The sequence below is a fragment of the Kitasatospora fiedleri genome (assembly GCF_948472415.1).
In the GTDB taxonomy this organism is placed as follows: domain Bacteria; phylum Actinomycetota; class Actinomycetes; order Streptomycetales; family Streptomycetaceae; genus Kitasatospora; species Kitasatospora fiedleri.
In genome coordinates this window covers 7,221,897-7,247,874 of the sequence record NZ_OX419519.1, presented here as the reverse complement: position 1 = coordinate 7,247,874, position 25,978 = coordinate 7,221,897, and the positions used below count along the sequence as shown (strand labels likewise).

Sequence of the window (25,978 nt, the reverse complement as noted above, 5' to 3'; positions counted from 1 at the left end):
GCGGGGGCGGGGTTCGGTTGTGGGCGGTGGTCACTCGTCGCCGACGGAGGTCTTGTCCTGCCACGCCTGGTAGCCCAGGGCCCACTTGAGCCGGACCTGGGGTCGGCGCTCGGGCTGGTGCCAGGCACGGATGTCGGCCATCAGGTGGTCGTAGTCGAGGGGTTGGCCGACCGTCCGCAGCTGGGTGACCAGGCCCCGTAGGTGGACCAGGAGGGCCGGGACGCTGGTCGCGGCGGCCAGTTGGCCGACCCTGGCGTCCAGCGCGTTCTCGCTGTACTTGCCGTGGCGGCGCAGTTCGCGCAGGGCCCGGCCGAGTTTGACGCCGGAGCGGTGCATCGGCCTGCTCTGGCCCTGCTGGTGCAGGCCGTAGAGGGCGAGCGCGGCGTGTTCGGCCTGTTGCTCGTCGGAGACCCGGTCCTGGAGGGCCAGTACGTCGTCGACCTCGGTGCTGTAGTACGGCCACATCTTCGAGCTGTCCATCACCGGTCGCCCGAGCCCGGAGCGCAGGGCGGCCAGCTCCTCGCCGGGCGGCCGACCCGGCTGCCCCGTACGGGGGTCGGTGCGCCAGCCGTGGTGGGGAGCGGTGTACTCGTGCCAGTAGCGCCGTCGAGCGGCGGGCTGATCAGTCGTCAACGTGGTCTCCGGAGGAGGGGTTCTCGGCGTCGTCGAGCACGCCGAACCGGTCCCGCGCGGTGGCACGAGCGGTGTGCGCGTGGCGCGGAAGGATGTCGTGGACCTCGCGGCGGAATTTGTCGGCCGCCCTGCCGAGGGAGAAGGTGTGGGTCTTGCCCTGCTTTCCCGTCTGGCTGACGGCCCGTCCGGTGAACGCGCCGGCGGGGGCCGCCGCCAGCAGGGCGTCCGCCTGTTCCCAGGTACGCCGGGCCGCCGCCTCCTCCCAGGCGAACCGGCCGCGCTCCAGCAGCTCTTCGTCGCCACCGGCCGCCCGGGCTCCGGCCAGCATCCGGCGGACCAGGCGGTCAAGGACGTGCAGCAGTGGTTCACCGGGCCGCTGGCCCTTGTCCCAGGGGATCGGATCGGCCCCGATCGCGCGGCGCAGGTCCGCGGAGAGGTCGTTGAGGGCCCGGGCGAGCCGCTCGGCCTGCTCGGCGACGTCCAGCAGGAACAGCCGCGTCCCGGAGTCCTGGTGGAGGGCGAGCACCGGCAGGGGGATGGTGTCGTGGACGACGTCCTCGACCACCGAGGACTGCGTGCCGTACACCATGCCGAAGGTCTCGACCCGGAGCGGGTAGTCGGCCGGCAGCTGCGCATCCTCCTGGAGGGCGCCGATCCGGTCGAGCAGCACGCTGGTCTCGAAGACACCCTCGTCGTTCTGCCGGACGGGGGCGAGCAGTGCGTCCAGCCCGCGCCAGACGGCCTTGCCCTGCGGGTGGCGGCGCGGCCGACGCTCGGGGGCGTGGTTCGGTGTCTTCTTGGCCGGTGCGGTGAACGTCCAGGCGGTGTGCGGCTCCCACTCCGGCGTTGTGGAGAGGCGGTCGCCGGCACTGATCACGACGCGGGCCACCTTCAGCGCTCCCCCGTCGTCCTGGTGCGGGATCAGGCGGACGCGCCGCGCCTGCCACGTCCACAGGTCGAGCAGGCCGGTGGCCGACCGCTGTTCCCAGGCGGGCGTGCCGGGAGGGCGCTCCCACTGAGGCTTGCCCAGGTTCGCGCCCGCGGTGACCGGGATGTTCAGTTGCAGCGTCTCGTACAGGGTGCGCCCCATCGGGACGATCACACCGAGCTGGCCGAGGGGTCCGGTCGGGTTGCCCGTGGTCTTGCCGGCCTTCGCCCTGTCGTCCCCGACGACGCCGGTCTTGATCGCAGCGGTGTCCCAGCAGTGGGTGTGCAGGAGCCAGTGGACGGCCTGGGCGGGCGTCAGGTCGAGCCGGTCCGCGTCCGAACGGCTGGCGAACAACGGCACGTTGTTGCCGCTCGCCGCGGTGGCCACCAGCACGGCGGCACCCTTCGTCTCGCCCTTCGCCGTCCGCAGCCCGGCCACCTGGGCGAAGGGCACGGCCTCGTCGAACAGGTCGAAGCGCGCCCGGTGCTCGGCCAGGTAGGCGAGCAGACGCTCCTTCTCCCGCACGGTGAACCCACCCCTGGCCAGCCGCTCGCCTTGGGCCGCCGCCGTTTCGGGCGCCCCCAGCGCGGCTACGACCACCGGCAGGAGCACTTGCCGCAGCACGGCGGGGAGTTGCGTGGCGAAGTCGACGGACAGTCCGTCGAACTCGTCCGCCCGCGTCAGCGTTTCGGCGATTCCCAGGTGGACGGGCGGGCCTCCGTCGAGCAGGCGCGGGGCCAGCCACGGTTCGTCCGCCAGGTTGTACACGGGCACAGTCGTATCCCTCAACTAGCCTTTTTTGGAAGTGGCTTGTCCTTCATAGTGGCACCAGCCACCGATCGGTGAAGGGCGAATGCTTGAATTGCCACCTGCCCCCGGGCTTCGCTCGAAGGGGATGGCCCTTAGCCGTTTTTCCGCGGCCGGGTCGGCACCAAGTGGGCCCCGCGCTCGCGGGGTTGGGGGTGGCCAAGACTTCTCTTGCCCACCCCCTACCAGGCGCTATGGGCGGCCGGTCACGACCAGGCCGAGCCGGCTGTCGTACCGAATCCGACAGCCGTCGAGCTGCGCCTCGTCCCGTTCGTCCAGCTCCAGCGCCCTGCCGTAGCGCAGCCAGGGATGGTCACGCCAACCCGGCAACGGACCGAGGCCGTGCCGCTTCACCGCCTCGGTGAGCTTGGCCGGGAGCCGGACGGTGCCGATGAGTACGTCGTCCAGCAGGTCGGCCGCGGTCTCGCCGTTCGGGCCCAGCGCCCGGCCGGTCATGGTGCGATAGCCACCACCGACCCGGCGGACCAGGAGCACTTCCGTGCTCGGATCGCCGTCCCTGACCAGGGCTTCCAACTGCCCGTCACGCAGTGTGCCCCGGCCCGCGTAGTGGAGCCCTTCCAAGGTCGGCTGACCGTGTTCACCCGCCCGGGTGAGCAGGAACGGCGCGGCTGCCTCCCGGCGCCCGCGCCGGTCCTCGATCCAGGTCTTCCGCGCCGCCGACTCCTCGTCGGCCCACTCCTGCGGGACCATCCGATCGGTGCCGTAGACCCGGGCGACCAACTCCGGGACCCGGCCCGGGATGCTCCACCCGCCGCCGTCGGCCGTGATCACCTCGGCCGCCGTGCGGAGCAGCGGGCAGCGCCCGTAGATCCGCTCCGCGGCCGGGAGCAGCCACGGGACTCCGCCGCCTGCCCGGCGCAGCCCCGTCACGACGACCGTCGGACGCGCGAGTCGGGGCGGGCGCGGGTTGCCGTCGTGGCGGTGGAGACGGCCGATGCGCTGCAACAGCAGGTCGATCGGCGCGAGGTCCGTGACCAGCAGGTCCGCGTCGACGTCGAAGGACTGCTCGGCGAGCTGCGTGGCGACGACCACCATCCGCCGGGGACGCGGCCGGCCGTCGTCACGCCGACCGAGCGCCCCCAGCACCGCCGCGGTGCGGTCGGCACGGTGCCCGACGTGGAGCCGGCCGTGCAGCAGGTGCACCTCTTGGTCGGCGAACTTCGCACGTAGCGCCTCGAAGGTGTGCTGGGCCCGGTCGACGGTGTTGCGGATGACCAATGCGCAGCCACCGTCGGCGAGTTGATCCCCCAGGTACTCCGCAACGGCCTCGGCGGTCGGACCTGACGGGTCCTGGCCCCCCGGATCGGTCACCGGTTCGTCGAGGACGCGCACCTCGACCTCCAGGTCGGGCCGCCAGGTCTCCGCGCTCTCCACCAGCACCTGCGGACCGTCCTCCCCCATCCATGCGCCGTCACGTTCGGGTAGCCGTCCGGCTGCGGGAGTTCGACCTCCGGCGCGGTCTCGACGGACCGCGCTCCGGCCAGGTACGCCGCCACCAGGTCATGACGCTGCTCGGGTGGGAGCGTCGCCGACAGGAGGAGGACGGGGACGCCCGCCTGCCCGAGCCAGCGCAGGCCCTCCAGCAGGAACTGGGACATGTAGACGTCCGCGGCGTGCACCTCGTCCAGGATCACCACTTTGCCGACCAGGCCGGCCATCCGCAGCATCACGTGCTTGGTCCGGGTCGCGGCCTGGAGGAGTTGGTCGACGGTACCGACCGCGAACGGGCTGAGCAGACCGCGTCGCCGTCCGAGGAACCACTCGGAGGGACCCCGCGCTGCGGCTCCTCCGCCCCGAAGGACCAGGCCATCCCGTACTCGTCCTCACCACCCCGAGCCGTAGCAGTCGTCCGCCTCGAAGGTGTCGGCGCCATCGCCATCGAGGAGCGCGCGCCACTCCTTGTTGAAGATCCGCTTGCCGTGCAGCAACGCCACCTGGTCAGCAAGCGGACTGTCGATCTCGCCCAGCCAAGAACGGACTTGAGTGAACATCGGGTCGGCCGTCGCCTGGTCGGCATGCCCAGGAACACTCCGTCCGCGCCGCTCCGGGCCGCCAGCACCTCGGCCGCCGCGAGCGCCGCCTTCGTCTTCCCCTCCCCCATCGGCGCCTCGATGACCACCAGCCCCGGGTTCCCCATCCGGCGAACCACCTCCAGCACCATCCGCTGCGACGACCGGGGCCCCTCGCCGAACCTGTCCTGGAACAACTCGACCCCGGGCAGAGCGAGTTGTCCCCACCCACCGCGCAGCCCCAGCGCGGACCACGCCGCACCGGCCCGCTTGCGCGCGCCCTCCCATGAGACGCGCCCTAGATCGGCGACACCGGGGAAGTACCGCTCGTTGCTGGCGATCCAGTCCGCCATCACGATCAGCCCGACAGCTGGAGCTGCACCGCGCGCGTCGGCACCTCGCACGGCTGGGCCTCGCCCAACGGACACTCCCCGCCGAAGCCGACCTCCCGGCTGAAGACCTCGACCAACGCGGTCCGGCACCGCGCCAGGCGGCCCCCCGCCCCTGGAACTCCTCGTTCTTCTTCGGCGGGACCAGATCCCCCGCCGTCGGGAACGTGCCGTGATGCCCCGCCACCAACGGCCACACCCAAGCCCGCTGCTCCTCCGCCCACCCGGCCTCGGCAAGCAGTCCCCGCACTACCCGGCCACCCGCCCGGTCGTGCCGCCACCTCTTCCCACCCGCGACGGCGTACTCATTCCACCCCAGCCCCGCCGCCCGCACCGCAGCGGCTCCTGTCACGTCCATGAACTGAAAGGCCGGAGTCGCCTTCCCCACGTCGTGCACACCGCACAGCCACACGAACAACAACCGCCCTCGGCCCCGCCCACCCGCCACCACGTCCAACCGTCGACGCGTGACCGGCGGAAGGTAGTCGTCCCACATCACCTCAGCCACCGCCGCAGTGTCCAACATGTGCGAAATCAACAGGTTCGCCGTTCCCCCGCCCCTCCCCGCCGATTTCCCCCACAACGCCCCCAACCACCCCGCCGCTTCCCTTGAAAGCCCTCTCCCCTGCACAAATCCGCCCACCCCATGCCTCCGATCCACTACGCTCCGCAGCGTAGAGGACCCCACCGACAATCCCGGACAGCAACCAGACGATGCAAGCTCCCCCAGCAAATCCACCTGACAAAATCACCACCACTTGACCCGCAACACCCCAGGTCACCAAGCCTCGGCCCCGCGCTCGCGGGGGTTGCTCCGGCTCGTTGACGGGAGCCAGCCGCCTCCGCGGCTCGGCCCCGCGCTCGCGGGGGTTGCTCCAGGAGATCCCGGCCAGGAGAGCATCCTGGACCTCGGCCCCGCGCTCGCGGGGTTGCTCTTCACGGGTATCTTTCCGTGCGCGTCGCATTGTCTCGGCCCCGCGCTCGCGGGGGTTGCTCTTCAAGTCCCCTTGCGCGTCCCGCCGTTAGGGCCTCGGCCCCGCGCTCGCGGGGTTGCTCCCTGACGTTCCGGCAGTTACGCGTGCACGAGTGCTCGGCCCCGCCCGCGCGGGGTTGCTCCGCACGCTGCCCCGGAGCTCGATCCGACCCGTGCTCGGCCCCGCGCTCGCGGGGGTTGCTCTCGGGTGCCGGGCCGCACGTCGGCGTACGTGCCTTCGGCCCCGCGCTCGCGGGGGTTGCTCCCGCTACGCCCGCGACCAGTGGGGCCTGCTCAACTCGGCCCCGCGCTCGCGGGGTTGCTCCTCCGATCCGCACCACTTGCAGGCGATCCCGCCCTCGCCCCGCGCTCGCGGGGTTGCTCCAGCACCGGCCTGGTGGCGTTGGTGAGGCGATCTCGGCCCCGCGCTCGCGGGGGTTGCTCGCGCTCCAGCAAGCCGCCCGGGACGCGGCGGTCCTCGGCCCCGCGCTCGCGGGGGTTGCTCCAGGAACGGGCCAGCGACCGTGCCGGTGCCGTCCGTGCCAAAGCTGCCATCGATCGAGGCGAAGCCATCGCCGCCGCCGTTTGCCCAAGCCTCCGTTGGGGCGGGTGGGGTTGGGGCGGCCTCACTGTGGCCTCAGGGCGGCGGGTCTTCGTACGGGGTGTCCAGGACGGCCAGGACTGAGGGTGGATCAGGGCGCCCGGGAGGCGGGGGTGGGGGGTGAGGATTCCGGCGGTGCGAGGCGGTCGAGGGGTGGGGCCGGGTCGTGCGGGATGCGGTCGTGGAGCCAGGTCGTGGAGAGGCCGGGCGGTGCGGAGGCAGGTGAGGACGGCCGTCTCGGCGGCGTCGCCGTCGGTGCGGGCGATCGCGGCGTCGATCAGGGCACCGTAGGTCTCGACGGTCGTGGTCCGGTGGCGGGCGGTGTCGGTGACGGTGCGGGCGAACAGCTCACCCCAGGGGGCGAGTCGGCCTTGTGCGGCGGCGACCACCGCCCGGTCGTGCTCGGCCCGGTGGCGTTCGGTCCAGCCTTCGAGGTCGAGCAGGAGTCCGGGCAGGAGGCCGGCGGCCACCAGGTCGCACTCCGCGAGCAGCCGGGCGGTGCGGCCGTTGGCGTCGGGAAGGGTGGACGGTGAGCAGCCGCACCATGCCGAGCGCCGCGGCGTCCAGTGGCGGCGAGGTGGTCCGGGTGCCCCACTCGTACCAGCGCCGGACGTGGTCACGCAGGTCCCGGCCGGGGCGGACGGTCATCACGAAGCGCCGCCCGTCGGGCCAGTTCACCCTGGCGGTGGCGTTCCGGAAGCCGCCGGTGCCGGGGATGTTGGGGTCGGCGGCGACGAGCAGCCCGTGCAGTTCGGCGAGGGCGTCCGGGGTGAAGCAGGGGCGGTGTCGGGCCGTTCGGCGCGTTCGGCGCGGACCGAGTGCACGGCCAGCAGGCCGGCCGCGGCCCGGGCCTCGGCGGCCGCGGCGATCCGGGCGGTCGCCTGTTCGCCCGTCAGCCCGGCGAGGTGGCGGTGGTGCGCCTTCATCCGGTAGCGGGGGCGGTGGAACAGGTCGGGGTCGCCGAGGTGGCGCCGGACGGCCGCGGTGAGCGCGGCGAGGGCGGCCAGCGCCGCGGCCCGGGCCGGTTCGGGGATCACCTCCGCGTCGAGCGGCGGCACGACCGGCACGACGGGCGTGACCGGTCGTGCCGCCGGTTCGGAGGGGTGGCGGGGCATCAGGACGGGACCGGCCTCAGCAGGGGCGCGGGGTCACGACGCCGGTCGGGCCGTGACGTTCACGAACTCGATCTTGTACGAGAGGCTCCAGTAGTCGAAGGTCGTGATCCGGTAGACGTTGGTCTGCGTACTCGACGAACAGCGACCAGCTCTCGCCCGGGTTGAGGGTGAAGTCGACGGTCTGGCTGCGGCTGATCGTGGTGTTGAGCTGGGTGCCGATCGTGGCGGTGAGCACGTCGACCGCCTTCGCCGAGATGTTGGTGCTGACCTGGTAGGTGACGTCGTACTTGACGGTCTCCGACACCTTGTACGGCATGGAGTTGCCGTTGCGGTAGCAGTTCTCGTGCTTCTCCCAGAGCTTCCCGAGCCGGTACAGCACCGCGCCCGGGGTGCTGTCCTCGCCGCCCCCGCCGACGGCTCCGGTGTTGCCGGGGATGGCCGGGTCGGCCGGTGCGGGGGCGGGCGTGGCGGTGCCGGTGACCACGACGGTGGGCAGGTGGCGTCCGCCACGGGCACGGGCGCCTCGCTGACGTTGGACCCGTTGGTGATGACGGTCGGCAGACTGCCCGTCGCCGGCCCCGGGTCGTCGCCCGGTAGTCGGGGTAGCCGGGGTCGGGGAGGTCGATGATCGGCGGGTCCTGGTCGTCCGGGTCGTCCGGCGGCGGCGGGTCCTCGTTGCCGCAGGTGGAGTGGTCGTCCACGCAGGACGCGTAGGCGGTGAACGGGGCGGTGACCACCGGCACCGTGGTGAGGACGTGGCGCCGAGTGCGGCGGCCACCGCCATGCTCCTGAGTTTCACGTTGTCCTCCGGATCGGAAGGTCGGGAGAGGCCAGCTTCATCGAGCACGCCCGCGGAAGCGTCAGGGGGAGCACGTAATCTCCGTACGTATCTCCCGGGGGCCCGTATCAGGGCACACCCGGTCGACGCCGCCGAGTCGTCAGGACCGCCCGGCCCCGCCGGGGAGGTCCGCCGAGGGGTGCGGCGGCGCCGGGGCGTCCGGGGCGGGCCGGGTGGGGCCGGGTGGGGCACCTCGCGTCGACAACGGAAGTGGGCAAGCGCCTTGCAGCACAACAGTCCTCCGGCCGGGCACCTCGCCGCGGAGCAGCTCGTCGGAGAGCAACGGCCCGCCGGGGGGCGGCTCGTGGGGCGGGAGGCCGAACTCTCCGTGCTCACCCGGGCCGTGCTCGCGCTGGAACGCGGCCGGGGCTCGGTCGTCGAGCTGCCCGGGGAGCCGGGGATCGGGAAGACCCGCCTGGCCGGGGCGCTCCTGGAGCTGGCCGCGCGGCGCGGGGTCCCGGTGGCCCGGGCCCACGCCCGGCACGACGGCACCGGCCCGTGGCAGGTCTTCCGCGACGCCCGGGAGTCGGCGGGCGGCGCCGGCGAGGCGGAGCAGCGGCTCGACGGGCCGGAGCAGAGGTTGGACGGGCCGGAGCAACGGCTCGACAGGCCGGAGCAGCGGTTGGACGCGCCGGAGCAACGGCTCGACGGGCCGGGCGACCGGCCGCTCGCCTGGGCGGCGGGGCACCTCGTGGTGCTGGACGACGTCCACCTGTGCGATCCGGCGTCGACGGCGCTGCTGGTCCGGCTGGTGCGGTCGGTGACGCCCGCCCCGTTCCTGCTCGCGGTCGCCCACCGGCCCGGGCAGACCGCGCCCGCCCTCCGGGCCGCGCTGCAGGACGGGGTGCGGGCGGGGACGGTGACCCGGGTCGAGCCCCGCGCCCTCACCGCCGAGGAGGTGGCCGTCCTGCTGGCCGACCGGCCCGCCGACGGGGAGCCCGGAGCCCGCACCCCGGCCGAACTCCGCGCGTTCGCCGCCCGGTTGTGCACCGCGGCCGAGGGCAATCCGCGCTACCTGCGCCTGCTCGTCGCGGCGCGCTGGCAGCCCGAGCACTGGCCCGAGCGGGCGGGCACCGACCCGGCCGGGCTGCTGCGCGCGGCGAAGCCGCTGGTCGCCGAACTCGACGCGCTGACGCCGCCCGCAGCGCTCACCGCGTCCGCGGCGGCCGTGGCCGGCAGCCCGTTCCGGCCGGAGGACGTCGCCCGGCTCTCCGGCCTGGGGGCGGACCGCACCCTCGACGCGCTCGCCGAACTGGAGGAGGCCGGTCTGGTGCGGCAGGCCGACTGGCAGGGCCGGCTCGCCTTCCGCCACCCGGTGGTCGGTCACGTCGCGCACGAGCGGGCCGGGCTGTCCTTCCGGCTGCGCGCCCACCGCCACGCCCTGGAACTCATCACCGGCCGGGACGGGCGGGCCCGCGACCGGGCCCGGCACGCCGAGCACCTGCTGGGCAGCGACGCGGCACTCGCCGCGCGCACCCTGGCGGACGGGGCCGCGGAGATCGCGGCGCTGGAACCGGCCACCGCCGCCCGCTGGCTCGGCCTGGCCCTGGAGGCCCTGCCCGACGGAGGGGACGGAGCAGCCGACGCCGCCGCCCGGAACGCGATGGAACTCGCCCGCTGCCGCGCCCTGATCGCCTCGGGCCACCCGGGCGAGGCCCGCACCCGGGCGCACGAACTGCTGGGGCGCCGGGCGGCGACGCTCGACGAGCGGCAGCTGTGCCAGGCGTACGCGGTCTGCGTCGGCGCCGAGCGGCAGCTCGGCCGCTACGCGGAGGCGGCGGCCCTGGCCGACGCGGCCCTCCGCCTGCTGCCCCGGCCGCTGCCGTCGCCGCTACCGGCCGAGGCCGCCGAACTGGTCATCGAGCACGGGCTGGTCCACGTCCTGCGCGGCACCCACGACCAGGCCCGGGCCCTGCTCCGGGAAGCCGTCCGGGTGCCGACCGCGGCCGACGGGCACGGCTGCGACCCCGGCCCCGCCTCCAGCCACGAAAACGGCAACGGAAACGGAGACAGATACGGAGACGGAGACGCGGACGGCGCCACCGAGCCGGACCGCACCGTGTTACGGGTGCTCGACGCGCTCTGCGTCACCCACGCGGGCGACCTGGCCGAGGCCCTGGACGAGGTCACCCACTGCGCCCGGCTGGTCGACGCCCTGCCGGACCCGATGGCCGGCCGCACCCCGGAGACCCTGGCCCTGCTCGGCAGCGCCGAGCTCTACCTGGAGCGGTTCGCCGACGCGGCCCGCCACCTGAGCCGCGGGCTGACGGCCGACCGCCAGGAGCTGACCGCCGACCACCGCGGACCGACGGCCGACCACCGCAGACCGGCCACCGACCACTGCGGACCGACGGCCGACCGCCGGAGGCCCCAGCGGCCCGTCCTGCTCCACCGCCTGCTCGGGCTCGCGGTGGCCGAGCAGTGGACCGGCCGTCTGGAGTCCTCCCGGCAGCACGCCATGGAGGCGAGGACCTCGCCCGCTGCCTGGGGGTGCGGCCCGCGCTGGCCCTGGCGCGGGCGATCCGCGCGACGGCGCTCGTCTGGGCCCGTGGCCGGGAGGGCGCCGCCGACGCCGTGGCGCTGGTCGAGGAGGCGACGGAGGCGGCCCCGTCCGGCCACAGCTGGTGGGCGGCCTCGGCGACCGGCCTGCTCGCCCAGGCCCGGCTGCTCGGCGGTGACCCGGCCGGGTGCCGGCGGACCCTGCTGGACGGCGGGCCGACGAGCGGCTGCCCCTGGTCCGGCCCTTCTCCCGGCCGTTCCTGCTGGCCGTGCTGGCGACCGCCACCCTGGAGTGCGGGGACCGGGCGGAGGCGGAGCGGCTGGTCCGGACCGCCGAGGCGGAGGCCCGGCGGCTCGGGCTGCCCGTCCAGGAGGCCCACGCGCGGTGCGCCCGGGCCCGGCTCCAGCTGGCCGACGGCGACCACGACGCGGCGGCCGGGCACTTCGCCCGGGCCGCGGAGGCGTTCCGGTCCGCCGGGATGCCGGTGCAGTACGCCTGGACGCTGGCGACCGGCGCCCGCGCCTTTCACGAGGCGCACGGCCCGGCCGCGGCCCTCGACCGCCTGGGCGCGGCCGAGGCGGTCGCCCGGACGCACCCGGCACTGCTCGTGACGGAGCAGGTGACCCGCGCCCGCGCCGAACTGTCGACGGACTGCCGCACCGCGCACCCGCGCGGCCTGCTCAGCGACCGCGAACTGGAGATCGCCGAGCTGGCCGCGACGGGGCTGCGTACCCGCGAGATCGCCGAGCGGCTCTTCCTCAGCCCCCGCACGGTGGAGACCCACCTGTCCCGCGTCTACCGCAAACTCGACGTCCCGTCCCGGCTCGCCCTGTCCGACCTCCTGCGCCGGACCGGGTGACCGGGTGACCGGGTGACCGGTCGTCCGGCGGCCGTCCGGCGGCCGTCCGGCGGTCGTCCGGTCGGCTAGCGCCTCGTGCGGCGGCGAGCCAGCAGTTCGCCGAGGGCGGCACCGACCAGCAGGGTGACCAGGAGGACCAGCCACAGCGGGAGGGTGACGGTGGGAATCCACAGCCGGATGCGCACCGAGGCGGTGTTCACCGCGATGAACCAGATCGCCAGTACGCCGAGCACCAGGAAGGCGATCGTCCTGATGCGCACGTCGCGGCCGCCGACCGTCATCGAGGTCGGCCGGTCCGCACTGTTCCTGTTGTCAGCCATATGGCCCATTATGTGAGCGATGTCGCGATTCGGCCCGTCGGCGGCGGGCCCCGAGGCTTCGGCGCCCACCCGCCCCCGTCCGCCCCCGGCGTGCCGGTTCCGGCCGGTCCGGCGCGCTGCCTACGGTGGGGTGGTGACAGATCGTCGACGCAGCGGGTACCTGGGGGCGGCGGGCGCGTTCGCCGTCTGCATGGCCGGCACCACGCTGCCCACCCCGCTGTACGGGCTGTACCAGGAGCGGATCGGGTTCTCCGAGCTGATGGTGACGGTGGTGTTCGCCGTCTACGCGCTCGGGGTGATCGGCGTGCTGCTGCTGTTCGGGAACGTCTCGGACGCGGTGGGCCGCCGCCCGGTGCTGCTGTGCGGGCTGGCCTGCGCGGGTGCCAGCGCGGTGGCCTTCCTGGCCGAGCAGGGACTGGCCTGGCTGTTCGCGGGCCGCCTGCTGTCGGGCTTCGCGGCGGGCCTGTTCACCGGCACCGCCACCGCGTACGTCCTGGAGCTGGCCCCGCCCGAACACCGGGCCCGGGCCGGTTTCGTGGCGACCGCCGCCAACATGGGCGGCCTGGGCTGCGGGCCGCTGCTGGCCGGGCTGCTCTCCCAGTACGCGCCGGGGCCGCTGGTCCTGCCGTTCGCCGTCCACCTGGCCCTGCTGGCGCTCTCCTGCGCGGTCACCTGGGCGCTGCCGGAGACCGTCGACGGGGCCCGCCCGCTGCGCACCGCTCGGCCCCGGCGGCCCGCGCTGCCGGCCGAGGTGCGCGGGGTGTTCGTGCCCGCCGCGATCGCCGCGTTCGCCGGGTTCTCGCTGCTGGGCGTGTTCACCTCGGTCAGCCCGGCCTTCCTCGCCGAGGACCTGGGGGTGCGCAACCACGCCGCGGTCGGCCTGATCGTCGCCGCCGCGTTCTTCGCCTCCACCGTCGGCCAGTTGCTGGTGCCCCGGCTCGGTGCCCGGCGGGCGATCCCGCTGGGCTGCCTGGTGCTGATCGGCGGCCTCGGCCTGCTCGCCCTCTCGCTCGCCACCGCCACCCTCGCCCCGCTGGTGCTGGCCGCCCTGGTCGGCGGCGCCGGGCAGGGCATGGCGCTGCGCGGCGCGGTCGGCGAGGTCGCGGACGCCGCCCCCGCCCGGCACCGGGGCGGCGTGCTCTCGGCCCTGTTCGTGGTCGCCTACCTGGGCATCTCCATCCCGGTGATCGGCGTCGGCCTGCTGTCCGGCCCGCTCGGCCTCGCCGACGCCGGGCTGGTCTTCACCGCCTGCATGGCCGCCCTCGCCGCCGCCTCCGGCACCTTCCTGCTGCGCCGCGCCCGCTCCTCCCCCGCTACCTGACCGGACGTCATACCTGGTCAGCAGCACGCCAGTTGGCTCCCGGGTACGACGCATCCGGCCCGTCCGCGCCCGTACGGTGGCCCCGGCCGGAACGGACCGGCCCGGACGGATCGGGGCGGCGGCGCTGCTCGCGGCGGCGGCGCCGGCACGGGCGGGCGCACCGGGCACGGCACCGGCGGGCGCGCCGCCCGTCAGGCCGCCGTGACCGACTGCGGGAAGGCGAAGACCCCGTCGGGGTCGTAGCGGCGGGCGGTCCGCTGGAGCCGCGGCAGGTTGGCACCGTAGTAGGCGCGGCCCCAGTCGGGCAGGGTGGCGTCGATGTAGTTGACGTACGCGCCGGGGGCGCCGAGCCGGGCGAGGCCGTCGCGGATCTCGTCGACGGTGGCGCGGACCCGGTCCTCGGTGGCGGGGGTGGCGCCCGCGTAGACCTGGGCGCTGGCGAGCGAGTCGCGGTGCGGGAAGGCCGTCGCGTCGGGGGCGGGTTCGGCGACCGCGCCGCCGAGCGAGTCGAGCAGCAGGTCGACGCCGGTGCGGCCGGTCATCAGCTCGGTGAGCCGGGCCGGGTCCACCGGGCCGGGGCCGAGCATCCGGGAGGTCGCGACGAAGCCGGTGCGGGTCAACCGCCCGCCTTCCCAGGTGGGGTGGCACTGGGCGACGGTGTCGTTGGCGCAGCCCGCCATGAACTTCATCGCGCCCAGGTAGTCCTTGGCGGCGACGGTCCGGCCGGTCGGCCGGGTGCCCGCCGCGCGCACCAGCCGGTCGATCTGCCGGTTCGCGCCGTCCGGTTCGCCGACCCAGCAGCCGACGACCTTGCAGGTGGGCGGGTTGCCGCCGGAGATCTGGCAGCTGGCCCAGAGTTCGGGCGGCGCGTCGGCGACCCACTGCTGCCAGGCGCCGAGCACCTGCGGGACGGAGCCGGCCGGGAAGGGCAGGACGAAGACGGTCAGGCCGGGCGCGGGCGGGGTGTCGAAGGTGAACCGGGTGACCACGCCGAAGTTCCCGCCCCCGCCGCCGCGCAGCCCCCAGTGCAGGTCGGGTTCGTGCTCGGCGTCGGCGGTCAGCACGCAGGAGTCGGCGGTGACGACCTCGGCGGCGGTGAGCCGGTCGCAGGTCAGGCCGTACCTGCGGGCCAGCACGCCGATGCCGCCGCCCAGGGTGAGGCCGCCGATGCCCACGGTGGGGCAGGACCCGCCGGGCAGCAGTCGGCCGGCGGCGGCCAGGCCCGCGTAGACCTCGATCAGCCGGGCGCCCGCGCCGACCTCGGCGCTGCCGTCGGGGTCGACCCGGACGGTGTTCAGCGCGCGCAGGTCGATCACCAGGCCCCGGTCGGGGATGCTGTAGCCGAGGTAGCCGTGGCCGCCGCTGCGGGCGGCGATCGGAGGCCGTGGCCGCGCGCCACGTCCAGGCAGGCCCGGACGTCGTCGGCGGAGGCGCACTTGGCGACCGCGCCGGGGAGTTGGCCGTCGTTCAGCTCGTTGAAGCCGAGCCGCGCCGTCCCGTAGCCGGGGTCGGCGGGCAGCACCAGCCGGTCGCCGAGCCGCTGCCGCAGCGCCTGCCAGTCCGGCGGCGCGGCCCGCCACCCGCGCTGGCGGGGCGGGAACGCCCGTACCGAGCCCGAGCCCGAGCCCGGGCCCGCGTCGGCACCGGCGGCCGGACCCGACCCCGGGCGCGCACCCGCACCCCGGTCCTGCGCGCGGGCCGGGGACGCGCCCGCCGCGAGCCCCACCCCCAGTGCTCCGCCCACGGTCAGAAAACGACGACGGTCCATTGTCACGACGCACCTTCCTCCCCCGCGCCGGGCGCACGGAGGCTCTGCGCCGATCGTCACGCCCCGCCCCGCCGCCGCCCGGCCGCGGCCCGCCGGAGTGCGTCCGATGGCCCAGCGCGCGTCCGTGCGCGCACGACGCCCCGCCGGGGTCCGCGCGCCGGGGCTGCCGGTCGGAGCGCCCGCCGGGGCGCCCGCCGACCCGGGCCGGTGAACGCGCCGGGCAGCAGGCACAATCGCCGGTATGCGTACTCTTCTCGTCATCGGCATCGGCGCGGGCGACCCCGACCACCTCACCCTGGAGGCGGTCAAGGCGATCGGCCGCACCGACGTGTTCCTGCTGCTCGACAAGCCGGAGGAGCGGCAGGACCTGATGCGGCTGCGGCGGGACATGATCGCCGAGCACGGCCGGGCCGGGCACCGGGTGGTCGAGCTGGTGGACCCGGCGCGGGACCGGTCGGCGGCCGGGTACGCGGAGGCGGTCGAGGAGTGGCGGGAGCGGCGGGCCGACCTGGTGGAGCGGGCCGTGGCCGAGGAGCTCCCGGACGGCGGGACGGGCGCGCTGCTGGTGTGGGGCGACCCGTCGCTGTACGACAGCGTGACCGCCGTGCTGGACCGGGTCCTGGCGCGCGGGCGGACCGGGTTCGGGTACACGGTGGTGCCCGGCGTCAGCAGCGTCTCGGTGCTGGCGGCCCGCCACCGCACCACGCTGACCCGCACCGCGCGGCCGGTGCGGATCACCACCGGGCGGCGGCTGGCCGCCGAGGGCTTCGGGCCGGGCGCCGAGGACGCGGTGGTGATGCTGGACGGGCAGGCCGCGTTCACCGCCATCGACCCGGCGGGCGTGCACATCCACTACGGGGCGTACCTGGGCACCGAGGACGAGATCCTGGTCTCCGGCCCGCTGGCCGAACAGGCCGACCGGATCGCCGGGTTGCGGGCCGAGGCCCGGGCCCGCAAGGGCTGGATCATGGACAGCTACCTGCTGCGCCGTACCGACGGCTGAACGCCGTCCGGCCGCCGCCCGTCTGCCCGCGCCCTGCCAGCAGCCCGCCCGCCGCCGTCCGTCTGCCCGCGCCCGCCGCCGTCCGCCGCCGTCCGTCCGTCCGTCCGCGCGTCCCACGGACCGGACAGCTGCCGGACTTCGCACCGGAGAACGCCCGGTCCGTTCTACACTGGCCGCGCAACTGGTTCGCCCTGTCCGCCAGGCAGGGCGTCGCAAGAGGGAACCCGGTGGGAATCCGGGACTGCCCCGCAGCGGTGAGTGGGAACGACCGCCGTCATACGCACTGGGTCCGGACGGACCTGGGAAGCGACGGCCAGTAGGTGCCCGGGAGCGTCGAGCCTCCCCGGGCGGGCCCGCGAGTCCGAAGACCTGCCCGTTGCCCGGGTGCGACCGTTCGCGCCCGGTGACCGGTGACCTCGAGGGCGGGTCGGTACGGACACCAGGCGGGCAGGCGCGGTCGAGCGCGGCACCGCCCGGTCTCGGCACCCTCCGCGCCTCCTGCGCACCGGACCCAGGATCAAGGCTCGCGAGGAGAGTCCCCTTGACTGCGAAGTCCGTAGCCGCGGCAACCGTTCACGGATACCCCCGCCAGGGCGGGAACCGGGAACTGAAGAAGGCGATCGAGGGCTACTGGCGGGGCACCGTCACCGCCGACGCGCTGCACTCCACCGCCGCCGAACTGCGCTGCGCCAACTGGCGGCAGCTGGCCGGCGCCGGCATCACCGAAGTCCCCACCGGGGACTTCTCGTTGTACGACCACGTGCTGGACACCACGGTCGCCGTCGGCGCGGTCCCGCCCCGGCACCGGGCCGCGTACGAGGCCGACCCGCTGGACGGCTACTTCGCGATGGCGCGCGGCACCCAGCAGGTGGCGCCGCTGGAGATGACCAAGTGGTTCGACACCAACTACCACTACCTGGTGCCGGAGTTGGGCCCGGACACCGCGTTCGCCGCGCACTCCGCCAAGCAGGTCGGCGAACTGCGCGAGGCACTCGGCCAGGGCTACCGGGCCCGCCCGGTACTGCTCGGCCCGGTCACCTACCTGCTGCTCGCCAAGCCCGCGCCCGGCGTGGCCGCCGACTTCGAACCGCTCACCCTGCTGGACCGGCTGCTGCCGGTGTACGCGGAGCTGCTGGCCGACCTGCGGGCGGCCGGCGCCGGGTGGGTGCAGCTCGACGAGCCCGCGCTGGTGCAGGACCGCACCCCGGCCGAGCTGAACGCCGCCGCCCGCGCCTACCGTGAGCTGGGCGCGCTCACCGACCGCCCCAGGCTGCTGGTCGCCTCCTACTTCGACCGGCTCGGCGAGGCGCTGATCACCCTGGCCAAGGCCCCCGTCGACGGCCTGGCGCTGGACTTCACCGGCCCGGCGGCGGGCAACCTGAGCGACCTGGCGGCCGTCGGCGGCCTGCCCGGCAAGCGGCTGGTCGCGGGCGTGGTCGACGGCCGCAACGTGTGGATCAACGACCTGGAGACGTCCCTCGCCACCCTGGCGACCCTGCTCGGCCTGGCCGACACGGTGGACGTCGCCCCCTCCTGCTCGCTGCTGCACGTCCCGCTGGACACCGCCGCCGAACGCGACCTCGACCCGCAGATCGGCCGCTGGCTGGCCTTCGCCCGGCAGAAGGCCGCCGAGACCGCCCTGCTGGCCCGCGCCCTGCGCGAGGGCACCGCCGCCGTCACCGCCCAACTGGCCGCCAACCGGGCCGACCTGGCCTCCCGCGCGGCCTCCCCGATCACCCGCGACCCGGCGGTCCGGGCCCGGGCCGCCGCCGTCACCGAGGCCGACACCCGCCGCGACGCCCCGTACGCCGTCCGCGCCGCGGCGCAGAAGGCCCGGCTCGGACTGCCGCTGCTGCCCACCACCACCATCGGCTCCTTCCCGCAGACCGCCGAACTGCGCTCCGCCCGAGCCGAGTTGAACGCCGGACGGATCGACGCGGCGGACTACCGCAAGCGGATGGAGGCCGAGGTCCGCGAGGTGGTCGGCTACCAGGAGCGGGCGGGCCTGGACGTGCTGGTGCACGGCGAGCCCGAGCGCAACGACATGGTGCAGTACTTCGCCGAGCAGCTCACCGGCTACCTGGCCACCCGGCACGGCTGGGTGCAGTCCTACGGCACCCGGTACGTGCGTCCGCCGGTGCTGGCGGGCGACATCTCCCGTCCGCACCCGATGACGGTCGACTGGTACCGCTTCGCGCAGGACCTCACCGACCGCCCGGTCAAGGGCATGCTGACCGGCCCGGTCACCATGCTGGCCTGGTCGTTCGTCCGCGACGACCAGCCGCTGGCCGACACCGCCCGGCAGGTCGCCCTCGCCCTGCGCGACGAGGTGGCGGACCTGGAGGCGGCGGGCGCCGCCGTGATCCAGGTCGACGAACCCGCGCTGCGCGAGACGCTCCCGCTGCGGCGCGCCGGCTGGCCCGCGTACCTGGACTGGGCCACCGACGCGTTCCGGCTCACCACCTCCGGGGTCCGCGCCGACACCCAGGTCCACACCCACATGTGCTACGCCGAGTTCGGTGACATCCTGCGCGCCATCGAGGAGTTGGACGCGGACGTGATCTCGCTGGAGGCCGCCCGCTCGCACATGCAGGTGGCGCACGAGCTCGCCGAGGCGGGCTACCTCGCCGAGGTCGGCCCGGGCGTGTGGGACATCCACTCCCCGCGCGTCCCCTCCTCCGAGGAGGCGCTGGCACTGCTGCGGGCCGGGCTGGCCGCGATCCCCGCCGAACGCCTCTGGGTCAACCCGGACTGCGGCCTGAAGACCCGCGGCTGGACCGAGACCCGGGCCTCGATCGACAGCCTGGTCACCGCCGCCCGCACCCTGCGGGCAGAACTGGCCGACTGACGTCCCGCCCGCGACGGACGGGGCCGGAACGGCCGCGCCGACGGGCCGGAACGCCGACGGGCCGGAACGCACCTGACGTGGTGCGTTCCGGCCCGTCGGGCACGCCGCTAGGGGCGGCGGGGGCCGCCGTGGCGGCCGGCTCGGCGGTGCGGGCCGGCTTGGGCAGCAGGAGCCGCTCGGCGAGGTGGCCGAAGAGCAGGCCGAAGGACAGCCAGAGGGTGAGCTGGATGGCCAGGGCCGCGACCCGGAACTGCCAGAGCAGGGTGGCGGAGAAGTCCTCGGGGACTTCGTTGATCGCGGGCAGCAGGACGTACCCGAGACCGATCAGCACGGCGTAGCCGAGCCCGGCCACGACCGTGGCGTTCCAGTTGCCCAGCCGCGGGGCGAGCTGCTTGCCGGCCACCACGGCGGCGACGGCGAGCAGCACGCTCAGCAGCATCATCAGGAAGTACAGGGTGGTGCGCTTGCCGATGGTGTCCGGGTCGCCCACCGACGGCGGGTTGGCCGGGTACTTGAGGAACGGGACGAGGTAGACGGAGGCCAGCGCCGCGCCGGAGAGCAGCAGGGCGGTGGCCCGGGGGCCGAAGCGGCCGGTGCGGCCGAGGGCGAAGCAGTACGCGAGGGCGGCGATGCCGCCGAGCGCGATGCCGTAGACCAGGATGCCGGTGGCCAGGCCCGCGGTGGACTGGAGGGTCCGGCTGACCAGTTCCTCGCCGTGCTCGTGGCTGTGGGAGTCCTCGAAGGCGATCGCGGCGTCCACCCGGGGTTCGCCGAGCAGGTAGGCCACGATCAGGGCGAGGACGCCCGCGCCGAGCCCGGCGAGCATGCCGCGGACCAGCAGGTTTCTGACGATGTGGGAGTTCATGTGCGCAGGTGCTCGTTTCTTCTGCCGGGCGGGTCAGTGGCAGGGGAAGCCGAGCAGGTGCCGGCCGTCGTGCACCCACTCGTGCACGCTCTCGCCGGAGACGAGCGAGGTGGCGCCCTGCTCGGCGCCGACGAAGTAGAGCAGGGTGAGCAGCAGGATGCCGAAGAAGACCGCCCAGGGCGCGATCGCCTTGACGGAGAGGGGGGTGATGGCCGGCGTGGCGGCGGGCGCTATGGGGTGAGCCATGGCGGTGTGACCTCCTTGCGGGAACTCGCGTCCCGTGTCGTGTGGAGCAGGGTCGACGGAGGCGGGTCTGACTTCCCGTCGGCCGACTGGGCGGCTCCGGGTTCACAGTGGCGCGACCGTGCCGGGCTCTCACCGGACTTCCACGCACCGTCGTTGATGTGGACTTGTTCGCCGAGAAGGTACCGTTCCCGGGCGGGCCCCACCAGGGGCGCGGCACGCCATGCTACCAATGCGTGCACGAATGGTCCCCGGGAGGGAGGCGCTGTGGAGCTCCGGGTGATGTTGGTCGCACCGGCACCCGCCGGGTCGACGGCGGGCCGCCCCCGACGCCCGGGCGGTGTGCGCACGGTCGGCGCACGTCGAGTGGCGCGCGTACGGCCGGTGGGTGTCCGGCCGGTGGTCGGCATGACGGCGGGCGGCATGACGGCGGGCGGCATGACGGCGGGCGGCGCGGCGGCGGGCGGCCGGACGGTCCGGGTCGCGCTGATCGCCCCGGCGCTCGGCGCGGAGCTGCGCGAGGCGCGGTTCGGGGACGACCGCCCGCTGACGGAGGCCGAACTGGCCCCGGCCCGCGCCCTCGCCGCGCCCCGGGCCGACCGCGTGCTGTCCGCGCCCTCCCCGCGCTGCCGGCAGACCGCCGGGCGCTGGGCCTGGTTCCGGACGCCGTCGAGCCCGCGCTGGCGGACCTGGACGCGGGCGCCTGGCGCGGCCGTCCGCTCGCCGAACTCGCCGCCGCCGAACCGCGGCCGCTCGCCGCCTGGCTGTCCGACCCGGACTTCGCCCCGCCCGGCGGCGAGTCCGTCACCGCCCTGCTGGCCCGGGTCGGCCGCTGGCTGGACGCCCTGCCCGCCGACACCGGCCACCTGCTGGCCGTCGCCGAACCGGCCGTCGTCCGGGCCGCCGTGGTGCACGCCCTGGCCCTGCCGCCCGCCGCGTTCTGGCGCCTGGACGTCGCCCCCCTCACCGCCACCCACCTCAGCGGACGCGCCGCCCGCTGGAACCTGCGCTGCGGCACGGCCCTGGCCGCAGATACCTGACTGACCGTCAACTCCCTTGCTCACAGAAGCGGTGACGGCCCTCGGTCACCGTACCGGGCATTCGGCCGCACACCCTTTCCCGCCGGCCCGCACGGCCCGACCGCCCGCCTGGCGCGCCGCCACCCCCGCGCCACCCGGCGCGGCAGGTCAGGCGGTGCGCCCGGTGATCGACCCCGCGATCGCACCGGATCGGCCGGATCGGGCCGGTGCGCCTCCGACCGCCCCCGAACCGTGACCTGACCGCGCGTCAATTCCCGCTTCGGTGCCGTATTGTCGCCGTCCTCAGCCGTCCTCAGCCGGACGCGGCCGTACCCGCCGTTCCGGGCGGGGGGACGTCCGGGCGGGGGGACGTCCGGCCGTACGGGTCGGCGGGAACGACGGGAGGGACACGGGTGCGGACACGGACGAGGTCGACGGCGGTGCTTCCGACGGGGTGCGGCTGGTGACGGCCGTGGACGGCCTCCCGCCGACGGGTGCCGAACCGGGTTCGGAGCAGCGGGAGTTCGCCGAGGAGCTGCGGGCGCTCTGCCGCGGCCTGGACGCCCCGGCGGTGGACGGTGTGGCCGCCCGCTGCGGACTGGGTCCGGACGCGCTCGCCGATTTCCTCGCGGCCGTGCGGATTCCGCCGTGGGAGTTCGTCGAGGCGCTGCTCGACACCCGGGTCGCCGCCCGCGCCGACGTCCCCGCGCCGGAGTGCGCCCGGGAGCGGCTGCGCCGGTCGCGGATGGCCGCGCTGCGGGTCGCCCGGCCGATCGGCCGGGCCGTCTGCCAGCTCGAAGGTCAACTGCACGCCGCCGAACGGGAGATGCAGGAGGCGGACGAGGAGGCCGAGCAGGCCGAACGCGCGCTGTCCCGCGACCGCCGGGCCCTCCTCGGGACACCGCCCGCGCACCCCGGACACTCCGACGACCCCGGACGCGCCGCCCTCGGCGAACGCGTCGCGCTGCTCGCCGAGCGGGCCGAGCGGGCCCGCGAACAGTCCGCCCGGGCCGCGGCCCGCCACGCCCTGCTGCGCCGCCAACTCGCCCTGGTGGAACGCCAGCAGGGCACCACGGCCGCCCCGCCCGGACCCGCCGGCGGCTCCCCGACGGACGGCGGCAGCCACAGCCGCAGCGACGGGGACGGACCGCCGCCGAAGATCCTGCTGGTGGACGACCGCCGCGAGAACCTGGTCGTCCTGGAGGCCCTGCTCGGCCCGCACGGCCACCAGTTGGTCTCCGCGACCTCCGGCCCCGACGCGCTGCGCGCGCTGATGGAGCCGGACGGCTACGCCGCGATCCTGCTGGACGTGCAGATGCCCGGCATGGACGGCTACGAGACCGCCGCGCACATCCGGAGCCGGGCCCGCACCCGCGACATCCCGATCGTCTTCGTCACCGCCATCGGCAGCGGCCCCGACCACGCGATGCGCGCCTACGCCGCGGGCGGCGCCGACTTCATCCCCAAGCCGGTCGACCCCTGGGCGGTACGGGCGAAGGTCGCCTCCTTCGTCGAACTGCACCGCGCCCGCCGCACCACCGGCTGACCCCGCCGCCACCGGCCCCCTCCGGAAGGTTTCACCCGGTGCCGTTCCCCGCCCCGCGCCCCGCCCCGGGTTAGCGTGGCGCGGTGAACGACACCCAGACCGACCGCGGCGGCGCCCGGCCCGACGGCGACGGCGACGGCCCGTACGAAGGCGACGGCCACTACGACGACGACGGCATGGTGCGGGTGCGCGGCGCCCGGGTGCACAACCTGCGGGACGTGTCGGTGGCCGTCCCGCGCGGCGCGGTGGTCGCGTTCACCGGCGTGTCCGGTTCGGGCAAGTCCTCGCTGGCCTTCGGCACGCTGTTCGCCCAGGCCCAGCACCGCTACCTGGAGTCCGTCTAGCCCTACGCCCGCCGCCTGCTGCGCCAGGTCGAGGCCCCGCAGGTGGACGCGGTGACGGGCATGCCCCCGGCCGTCGCCCTGGAGCAGCGCCGCTCCGTGCCGTCCTCCCGGTCCTCGGTCGGCACCATCAGCACCATGTCCAACCTGCTGCGGATGCTGCTCTCCCGCTGCGGCGACTACCCGCCGGGCGCGCCCCGGCTGGACTCCGACGCGTTCTCGGCGAACACCCCGGCGGGCGCCTGCCCGGAGTGCCACGGGCAGGGCGTGCTGCACCGGGTGACGGCGCGTTCGCTGGTGCCCGACGACTCGCTGTCGATCCGGCAGGGCGCCGTCGCGTCCTGGCCCGGCGCCTGGCAGGGCAAGAACCTGCGCGACATCCTGGGCGCGCTCGGCCACGACCTGGACCGGCCCTGGCGCGAACTGCCGGCCGCCGACCGGGAGTGGATCCTGTTCACCGACGAGCAGCCGGTGGTCACCGTCCACCCCGAGCGCGAGCCCGGCCGCGTCCAGCGCCCCTACCGGGGCAAGTACAGCAGCGCCCGCCGCCTGGTCCTGAAGTCCTTCGCCGAGTCCCGCAGCGAGGCCGCCCGCACCAGGGCCGCCGCCTTCCTGGAGCAGTCCACCTGCCCGAACTGCCACGGCCACCGGCTGCGCCCCGAGGCGCTGGCCGTCACCTTCGCGGGCCTGCCGATCACCGGCCTGGCCGCCCTCCCGGCCGCCCGCCTCGCCGACCTGCTGCGCCCGTACGCCGCCGGGGACGGCCCCGCCGGGCTGATCACCGCCGACCTCACCGACCGCCTCACCGCCCTGTCCCGGCTCGGCCTCGGCTACCTCTCGCTCGACCGCGCCGCCCCCACCCTGTCCACCGGCGAGCTCCAACGCCTGCGCCTGGCCACCCAGTTGCGCTCCGGCCTGTTCGGCGTGGTGTACGTCCTGGACGAGCCCTCGGCGGGCCTGCACCCGGCCGACACCGAGGCGCTGCGGCGCGTCCTGGCCGAGCTGCGGGCCGCGGGCAACTCGGTGTTCGTGGTCGAGCACGACATGGCGGTGGTGCGCGGCGCGGACTGGCTGGTGGACGTCGGCCCGGCCGCGGGCTCCGGCGGCGGACGCGTCCTGTACAGCGGCCCGGTGGACGGTCTGCGCGCGGTGGCCGACTCCGCCACCCGTCGCTTCCTGTTCGACCCGCCGCCCCCGCCGCCCTCCCGCGACCGCGCCCCCTCCGGCGTGCTGCGCCTGCGCGGCGTCACCCGGCACAACCTGCGCGGCGTCGACGTGGACGTCCCGCTGGGCGTGCTGACCGCCGTCACCGGTGTCTCGGGCGCGGGCAAGTCGACGCTGCTCGCCGCGGCGGCGGCCGAAGCCGCCGGCACCCACCGCGTGGTGACCTTCGACCAGACCCCGCTGGGCCGCACCCCGCGCTCCAACCTGGCCACGTACACCGGCCTGCTGGACACCGTCCGCAAGCTGTTCGCCGCCACCGAGGAGGCGAGGGCGCGCGGCTACGGCGCGGGCCGGTTCTCCTTCAACGTGGCCGCCGGACGCTGCCCGACCTGCGAGGGCGCGGGCGCGATCGAGGTCGAGCTGCTGTTCCTGCCCACCGCGTGGAGCCCCTGCCCGGACTGCCACGGCAGCCGCTACAACCCGCGGACCCTGGAGATCGGCTACCGCGGCGCCACCATCGCCGACGTCCTGGCCCGCACCGTCGACGAGGCCGCCGCCTTCCTCGCCGACGTCCCGCCCGCCCACCGCGTCCTGACCACCCTCCAGCAGGTCGGCCTCGGCTACCTGCGGCTCGGCCAGCCCGCCCCCGAACTCTCCGGCGGCGAGGCCCAACGCGTGAAGCTCGCCGCCGAACTCCAGCACGCCCGGCGCACCCGCACCCTCTACCTGCTGGACGAACCCACCACCGGCCTGCACCCCGCCGACAGCGAGCGGCTCACCGCCCAGCTCCACCACCTGGTCGACGCGGGCGCCACCGTCCTGGTCGCCGAACACGACCTCGACCTGATCGCCGGCGCCGACCACGTCATCGACCTCGGCCCCGGCGGCGGCGACACCGGCGGCCGCGTCCTCGCCACCGGCACCCCCACCACCCTCGCCACCTCCCCCGACAGCCGCACCGCCCCGTACCTCGCGGCCCGCCTCGGCCTGCACTGACCCGCCGCTTCGACGGCCGACGGCAGGGGCCCGCGCGGTCGTCGCGCGGGCCCTTCGACTCCCCTCCCGGCCGGCTCAGTTGGCGAGGCTGAAGTCTCCGCCCACCGGGGCGGCGATCTTGTCGACGCCGGTCAGGGCGGTCAGTGCGGTGACGGGGGTACTGCTCTCGGCGGTGGTGCCGTTGCCGAGCTGGCCGGAGCCGTTGGCGCCCCAGGAGCGGACGGTGTTGTCGCCGAGCAGCACGAGGGTGTGCTCGCGGCCGCCCGCGACCAGTTGGACGCCCTTGATGCCGGGCACCGGGACGGGGGTGATGCGGTAGTCGGTGGTGCCGTCGCCGAGCTGGCCGGAGGTGTTCTGGCCCCAGGTCTTGAGCCTGTTGTCGCTGTCGGTGACGGCCAGGCTGTGGTTGCAGCCCGCGGCGATCTGCGAGACGCCGCCGAGCCAGATGCCCTGGGTGTCGACGGGCGTGTAGCGGTTGATGGTGCTGTTGTCGCCGAGCTGCCCGGTCGCGTTGTAGCCCCAGGCCCTGACGGCGTTGCCGCTGGTGGGCTTGGTGCCGCCGCTGGGCGGGCCGACCAGGGCCAGGTTGTGGTTGCAACCGGCCGCGATCTTGGTGACGCCGGTGAGTCCGCCGACCGGGGCGGGTACGTTGCGGCTGGCCGAAGTGCCGTCGCCGAGCTGCCCGTTGATGTTGTAGCCCCAGGCCCAGACGGTGCCGTCCTCGCGCAGCGCGAGGCTGTGGTGGAGTCCGGCGGCGATCGCCACCACCTTGTTGAGTCCCTCGACCGGGACCGGGACGCTGCTGTCCGTGTTGGTGCCGTTGCCGAGCTGCCCGTAGTTGTTGCGGCCCAGGCGACCACGGTCTGGTCGT

19 protein-coding genes, 6 pseudogenes and 1 riboswitch are annotated in these 25,978 nt (G+C 75.2%); of the genes and pseudogenes, 9 read left to right on the top strand and 16 right to left on the bottom strand.

The window, feature by feature from the left end:
* Positions 1-30: 30 nt before the first annotated feature.
* The 6 genes and pseudogenes from casB to QMQ26_RS37620 all read right to left on the bottom strand — a co-directional run.
* Positions 31-633, bottom strand: a complete 603-nt coding sequence (gene casB / locus QMQ26_RS32930) for a type I-E CRISPR-associated protein Cse2/CasB (protein ID WP_282203808.1) — start codon at positions 631-633, stop codon at positions 31-33.
* On the bottom strand, positions 623-2,335 hold the full coding sequence (gene casA / locus QMQ26_RS32925) for a type I-E CRISPR-associated protein Cse1/CasA (protein WP_282203807.1): 1,713 nt from the start codon (positions 2,333-2,335) through the stop codon (positions 623-625). Before casA ends, casB begins: the two co-directional genes overlap by 11 nt.
* Positions 2,336-2,560: 225 nt before the next feature.
* Positions 2,561-3,769, bottom strand: a complete 1,209-nt coding sequence (gene cas3 / locus QMQ26_RS37635) for a CRISPR-associated helicase Cas3' (protein ID WP_318552116.1) — start codon at positions 3,767-3,769, stop codon at positions 2,561-2,563.
* On the bottom strand, positions 3,697-4,056 hold the full coding sequence (locus QMQ26_RS37630) for a hypothetical protein (RefSeq protein ID WP_318552114.1): 360 nt from the start codon (positions 4,054-4,056) through the stop codon (positions 3,697-3,699). The genes cas3 and QMQ26_RS37630 overlap by 73 nt, the downstream gene beginning before the upstream one ends.
* Before the next feature lie 156 nt (positions 4,057-4,212).
* Positions 4,213-4,380 (bottom strand): hypothetical protein, encoded by a 168-nt coding sequence (locus QMQ26_RS37625; protein ID WP_318552296.1) that lies wholly within the window; start codon positions 4,378-4,380, stop codon positions 4,213-4,215.
* 555 nt (positions 4,381-4,935) lie between these two features.
* Positions 4,936-5,313: pseudogene (locus QMQ26_RS37620) on the bottom strand (CRISPR-associated endonuclease Cas3''); the annotation flags it as partial.
* Positions 5,314-6,555: 1,242 nt separating this feature from the next.
* Here QMQ26_RS37620 and QMQ26_RS32915 point away from each other — a divergent pair.
* A complete protein-coding gene (locus tag QMQ26_RS32915; protein WP_282203806.1) occupies positions 6,556-6,894 on the top strand; it encodes a hypothetical protein in 339 nt (112 codons plus the stop codon).
* Positions 6,895-7,035: 141 nt separating this feature from the next.
* Here QMQ26_RS32915 and QMQ26_RS32910 read toward each other — a convergent pair whose 3' ends face one another.
* Positions 7,036-7,419, bottom strand: coding sequence for a hypothetical protein (locus QMQ26_RS32910; protein ID WP_282203805.1), 384 nt, complete (start codon positions 7,417-7,419; stop codon positions 7,036-7,038).
* A 73-nt stretch (positions 7,420-7,492) separates the two neighbouring features.
* Positions 7,493-7,960, bottom strand: a complete 468-nt coding sequence (locus tag QMQ26_RS38490) for a DUF6426 family protein (RefSeq protein ID WP_404814012.1) — start codon at positions 7,958-7,960, stop codon at positions 7,493-7,495.
* A 298-nt stretch (positions 7,961-8,258) separates the two neighbouring features.
* On the opposite strand from QMQ26_RS38490, the pseudogene QMQ26_RS38485 reads away from it, so the two are divergent.
* Positions 8,259-9,035, top strand: a pseudogene (locus QMQ26_RS38485) (AAA family ATPase); the annotation flags it as partial.
* A gap of 1,110 nt (positions 9,036-10,145) precedes the next feature.
* Here QMQ26_RS38485 and QMQ26_RS38480 read toward each other — a convergent pair.
* A complete protein-coding gene (locus QMQ26_RS38480) occupies positions 10,146-10,271 on the bottom strand; it encodes a hypothetical protein (RefSeq protein ID WP_404814011.1) in 126 nt (41 codons plus the stop codon).
* A 1,021-nt stretch (positions 10,272-11,292) separates the two neighbouring features.
* Between QMQ26_RS38480 and QMQ26_RS38475 the strand changes: the two genes are divergently transcribed.
* The gene (locus QMQ26_RS38475; protein WP_404814231.1) at positions 11,293-11,673 is read left to right on the top strand and encodes a response regulator transcription factor; all 381 of its coding nucleotides are present in this window, start codon (positions 11,293-11,295) and stop codon (positions 11,671-11,673) included.
* A gap of 65 nt (positions 11,674-11,738) precedes the next feature.
* Here QMQ26_RS38475 and QMQ26_RS32895 read toward each other — a convergent pair whose 3' ends face one another.
* On the bottom strand, positions 11,739-11,993 hold the full coding sequence (locus QMQ26_RS32895; protein WP_100839139.1) for a lipopolysaccharide assembly protein LapA domain-containing protein: 255 nt from the start codon (positions 11,991-11,993) through the stop codon (positions 11,739-11,741).
* A 190-nt stretch (positions 11,994-12,183) separates the two neighbouring features.
* Here QMQ26_RS32895 and QMQ26_RS32890 point away from each other — a divergent pair, with 190 nt between their 5' ends.
* Positions 12,184-13,314 carry an MFS transporter gene (locus QMQ26_RS32890; RefSeq protein WP_404814230.1) on the top strand — a complete coding sequence of 377 codons (1,131 nt, stop codon included), beginning with the start codon at positions 12,184-12,186 and terminating at the stop codon, positions 13,312-13,314.
* A gap of 191 nt (positions 13,315-13,505) precedes the next feature.
* On the opposite strand, the gene QMQ26_RS32885 is transcribed toward QMQ26_RS32890, so the two are convergent.
* Complete coding sequence (locus QMQ26_RS32885) at positions 13,506-14,633, bottom strand: FAD-binding oxidoreductase (RefSeq protein WP_282206662.1); 1,128 nt, start codon at positions 14,631-14,633, stop codon at positions 13,506-13,508.
* Positions 14,627-15,058 carry a hypothetical protein gene (locus QMQ26_RS32880; protein WP_282203802.1) on the bottom strand — a complete coding sequence of 144 codons (432 nt, stop codon included), beginning with the start codon at positions 15,056-15,058 and terminating at the stop codon, positions 14,627-14,629. Before QMQ26_RS32880 ends, QMQ26_RS32885 begins: the two co-directional genes overlap by 7 nt.
* A gap of 265 nt (positions 15,059-15,323) precedes the next feature.
* Here QMQ26_RS32880 and cobF point away from each other — a divergent pair, with 265 nt between their 5' ends.
* Complete coding sequence (gene cobF, locus QMQ26_RS32875; RefSeq protein WP_111551782.1) at positions 15,324-16,085, top strand: precorrin-6A synthase (deacetylating); 762 nt, start codon at positions 15,324-15,326, stop codon at positions 16,083-16,085.
* Between the two features lie 165 nt (positions 16,086-16,250).
* Positions 16,251-16,476: riboswitch (cobalamin riboswitch) on the top strand.
* 150 nt (positions 16,477-16,626) lie between these two features.
* Positions 16,627-18,933, top strand: a complete 2,307-nt coding sequence (gene metE, locus QMQ26_RS32870) for a 5-methyltetrahydropteroyltriglutamate--homocysteine S-methyltransferase (RefSeq protein ID WP_282203801.1) — start codon at positions 16,627-16,629, stop codon at positions 18,931-18,933.
* 115 nt (positions 18,934-19,048) lie between these two features.
* Here metE and QMQ26_RS32865 read toward each other — a convergent pair.
* Both QMQ26_RS32865 and QMQ26_RS32860 read right to left on the bottom strand, forming a co-directional pair.
* Positions 19,049-19,798: pseudogene (locus QMQ26_RS32865) on the bottom strand (CbtA family protein); the annotation flags it as partial.
* A gap of 33 nt (positions 19,799-19,831) precedes the next feature.
* On the bottom strand, positions 19,832-20,044 hold the full coding sequence (locus QMQ26_RS32860; RefSeq protein WP_111551785.1) for a CbtB domain-containing protein: 213 nt from the start codon (positions 20,042-20,044) through the stop codon (positions 19,832-19,834).
* A 435-nt stretch (positions 20,045-20,479) separates the two neighbouring features.
* Between QMQ26_RS32860 and QMQ26_RS32855 the strand changes: the two are divergent.
* The 3 genes and pseudogenes from QMQ26_RS32855 (at position 20,480) to QMQ26_RS32845 (ending at position 25,107) form a co-directional block, all read left to right on the top strand.
* Positions 20,480-21,081 (top strand): annotated as a pseudogene (locus tag QMQ26_RS32855) (histidine phosphatase family protein).
* Positions 21,082-21,523: 442 nt separating this feature from the next.
* Positions 21,524-22,606 (top strand): response regulator, encoded by a 1,083-nt coding sequence (locus QMQ26_RS32850; RefSeq protein ID WP_282203800.1) that lies wholly within the window; start codon positions 21,524-21,526, stop codon positions 22,604-22,606.
* Positions 22,607-22,782: 176 nt separating this feature from the next.
* A pseudogene (locus QMQ26_RS32845) lies at positions 22,783-25,107 on the top strand (ATP-binding cassette domain-containing protein).
* Positions 25,108-25,182: 75 nt separating this feature from the next.
* Here the strand turns inward: QMQ26_RS32845 and QMQ26_RS32840 are convergent.
* Together QMQ26_RS32840 and QMQ26_RS32835 are read right to left on the bottom strand one after the other, a co-directional pair.
* Entirely contained in the window at positions 25,183-25,875 is a 693-nt protein-coding gene (locus QMQ26_RS32840) for an RCC1 domain-containing protein (RefSeq protein WP_282206661.1), read from the bottom strand.
* Between the two features lie 15 nt (positions 25,876-25,890).
* Positions 25,891-25,959, bottom strand: a pseudogene (locus QMQ26_RS32835) (hypothetical protein); the annotation flags it as partial.
* Positions 25,960-25,978: the final 19 nt, after the last annotated feature.

Bases quoted from the DNA above. Each gene is read 5' to 3' on its own strand.
- QMQ26_RS37630 (WP_318552114.1), bottom strand. From the start codon at position 4,056: ATGCTGCGGATGGCCGGCCTGGTCGGCAAAGTGGTGATCCTGGACGAG.
- QMQ26_RS37625 (WP_318552296.1), bottom strand. From the start codon at position 4,380: ATGTTCACTCAAGTCCGTTCTTGGCTGGGCGAGATCGACAGTCCGCTT.
- QMQ26_RS38475 (WP_404814231.1), top strand. From the start codon at position 11,293: ATGCCGGTGCAGTACGCCTGGACGCTGGCGACCGGCGCCCGCGCCTTT.
- QMQ26_RS32895 (WP_100839139.1), bottom strand. From the start codon at position 11,993: ATGGCTGACAACAGGAACAGTGCGGACCGGCCGACCTCGATGACGGTC.
- QMQ26_RS32890 (WP_404814230.1), top strand. From the start codon at position 12,184: ATGGCCGGCACCACGCTGCCCACCCCGCTGTACGGGCTGTACCAGGAG.
- cobF (WP_111551782.1), top strand. From the start codon at position 15,324: ATGCGTACTCTTCTCGTCATCGGCATCGGCGCGGGCGACCCCGACCAC.
- QMQ26_RS32860 (WP_111551785.1), bottom strand. From the start codon at position 20,044: ATGGCTCACCCCATAGCGCCCGCCGCCACGCCGGCCATCACCCCCCTC.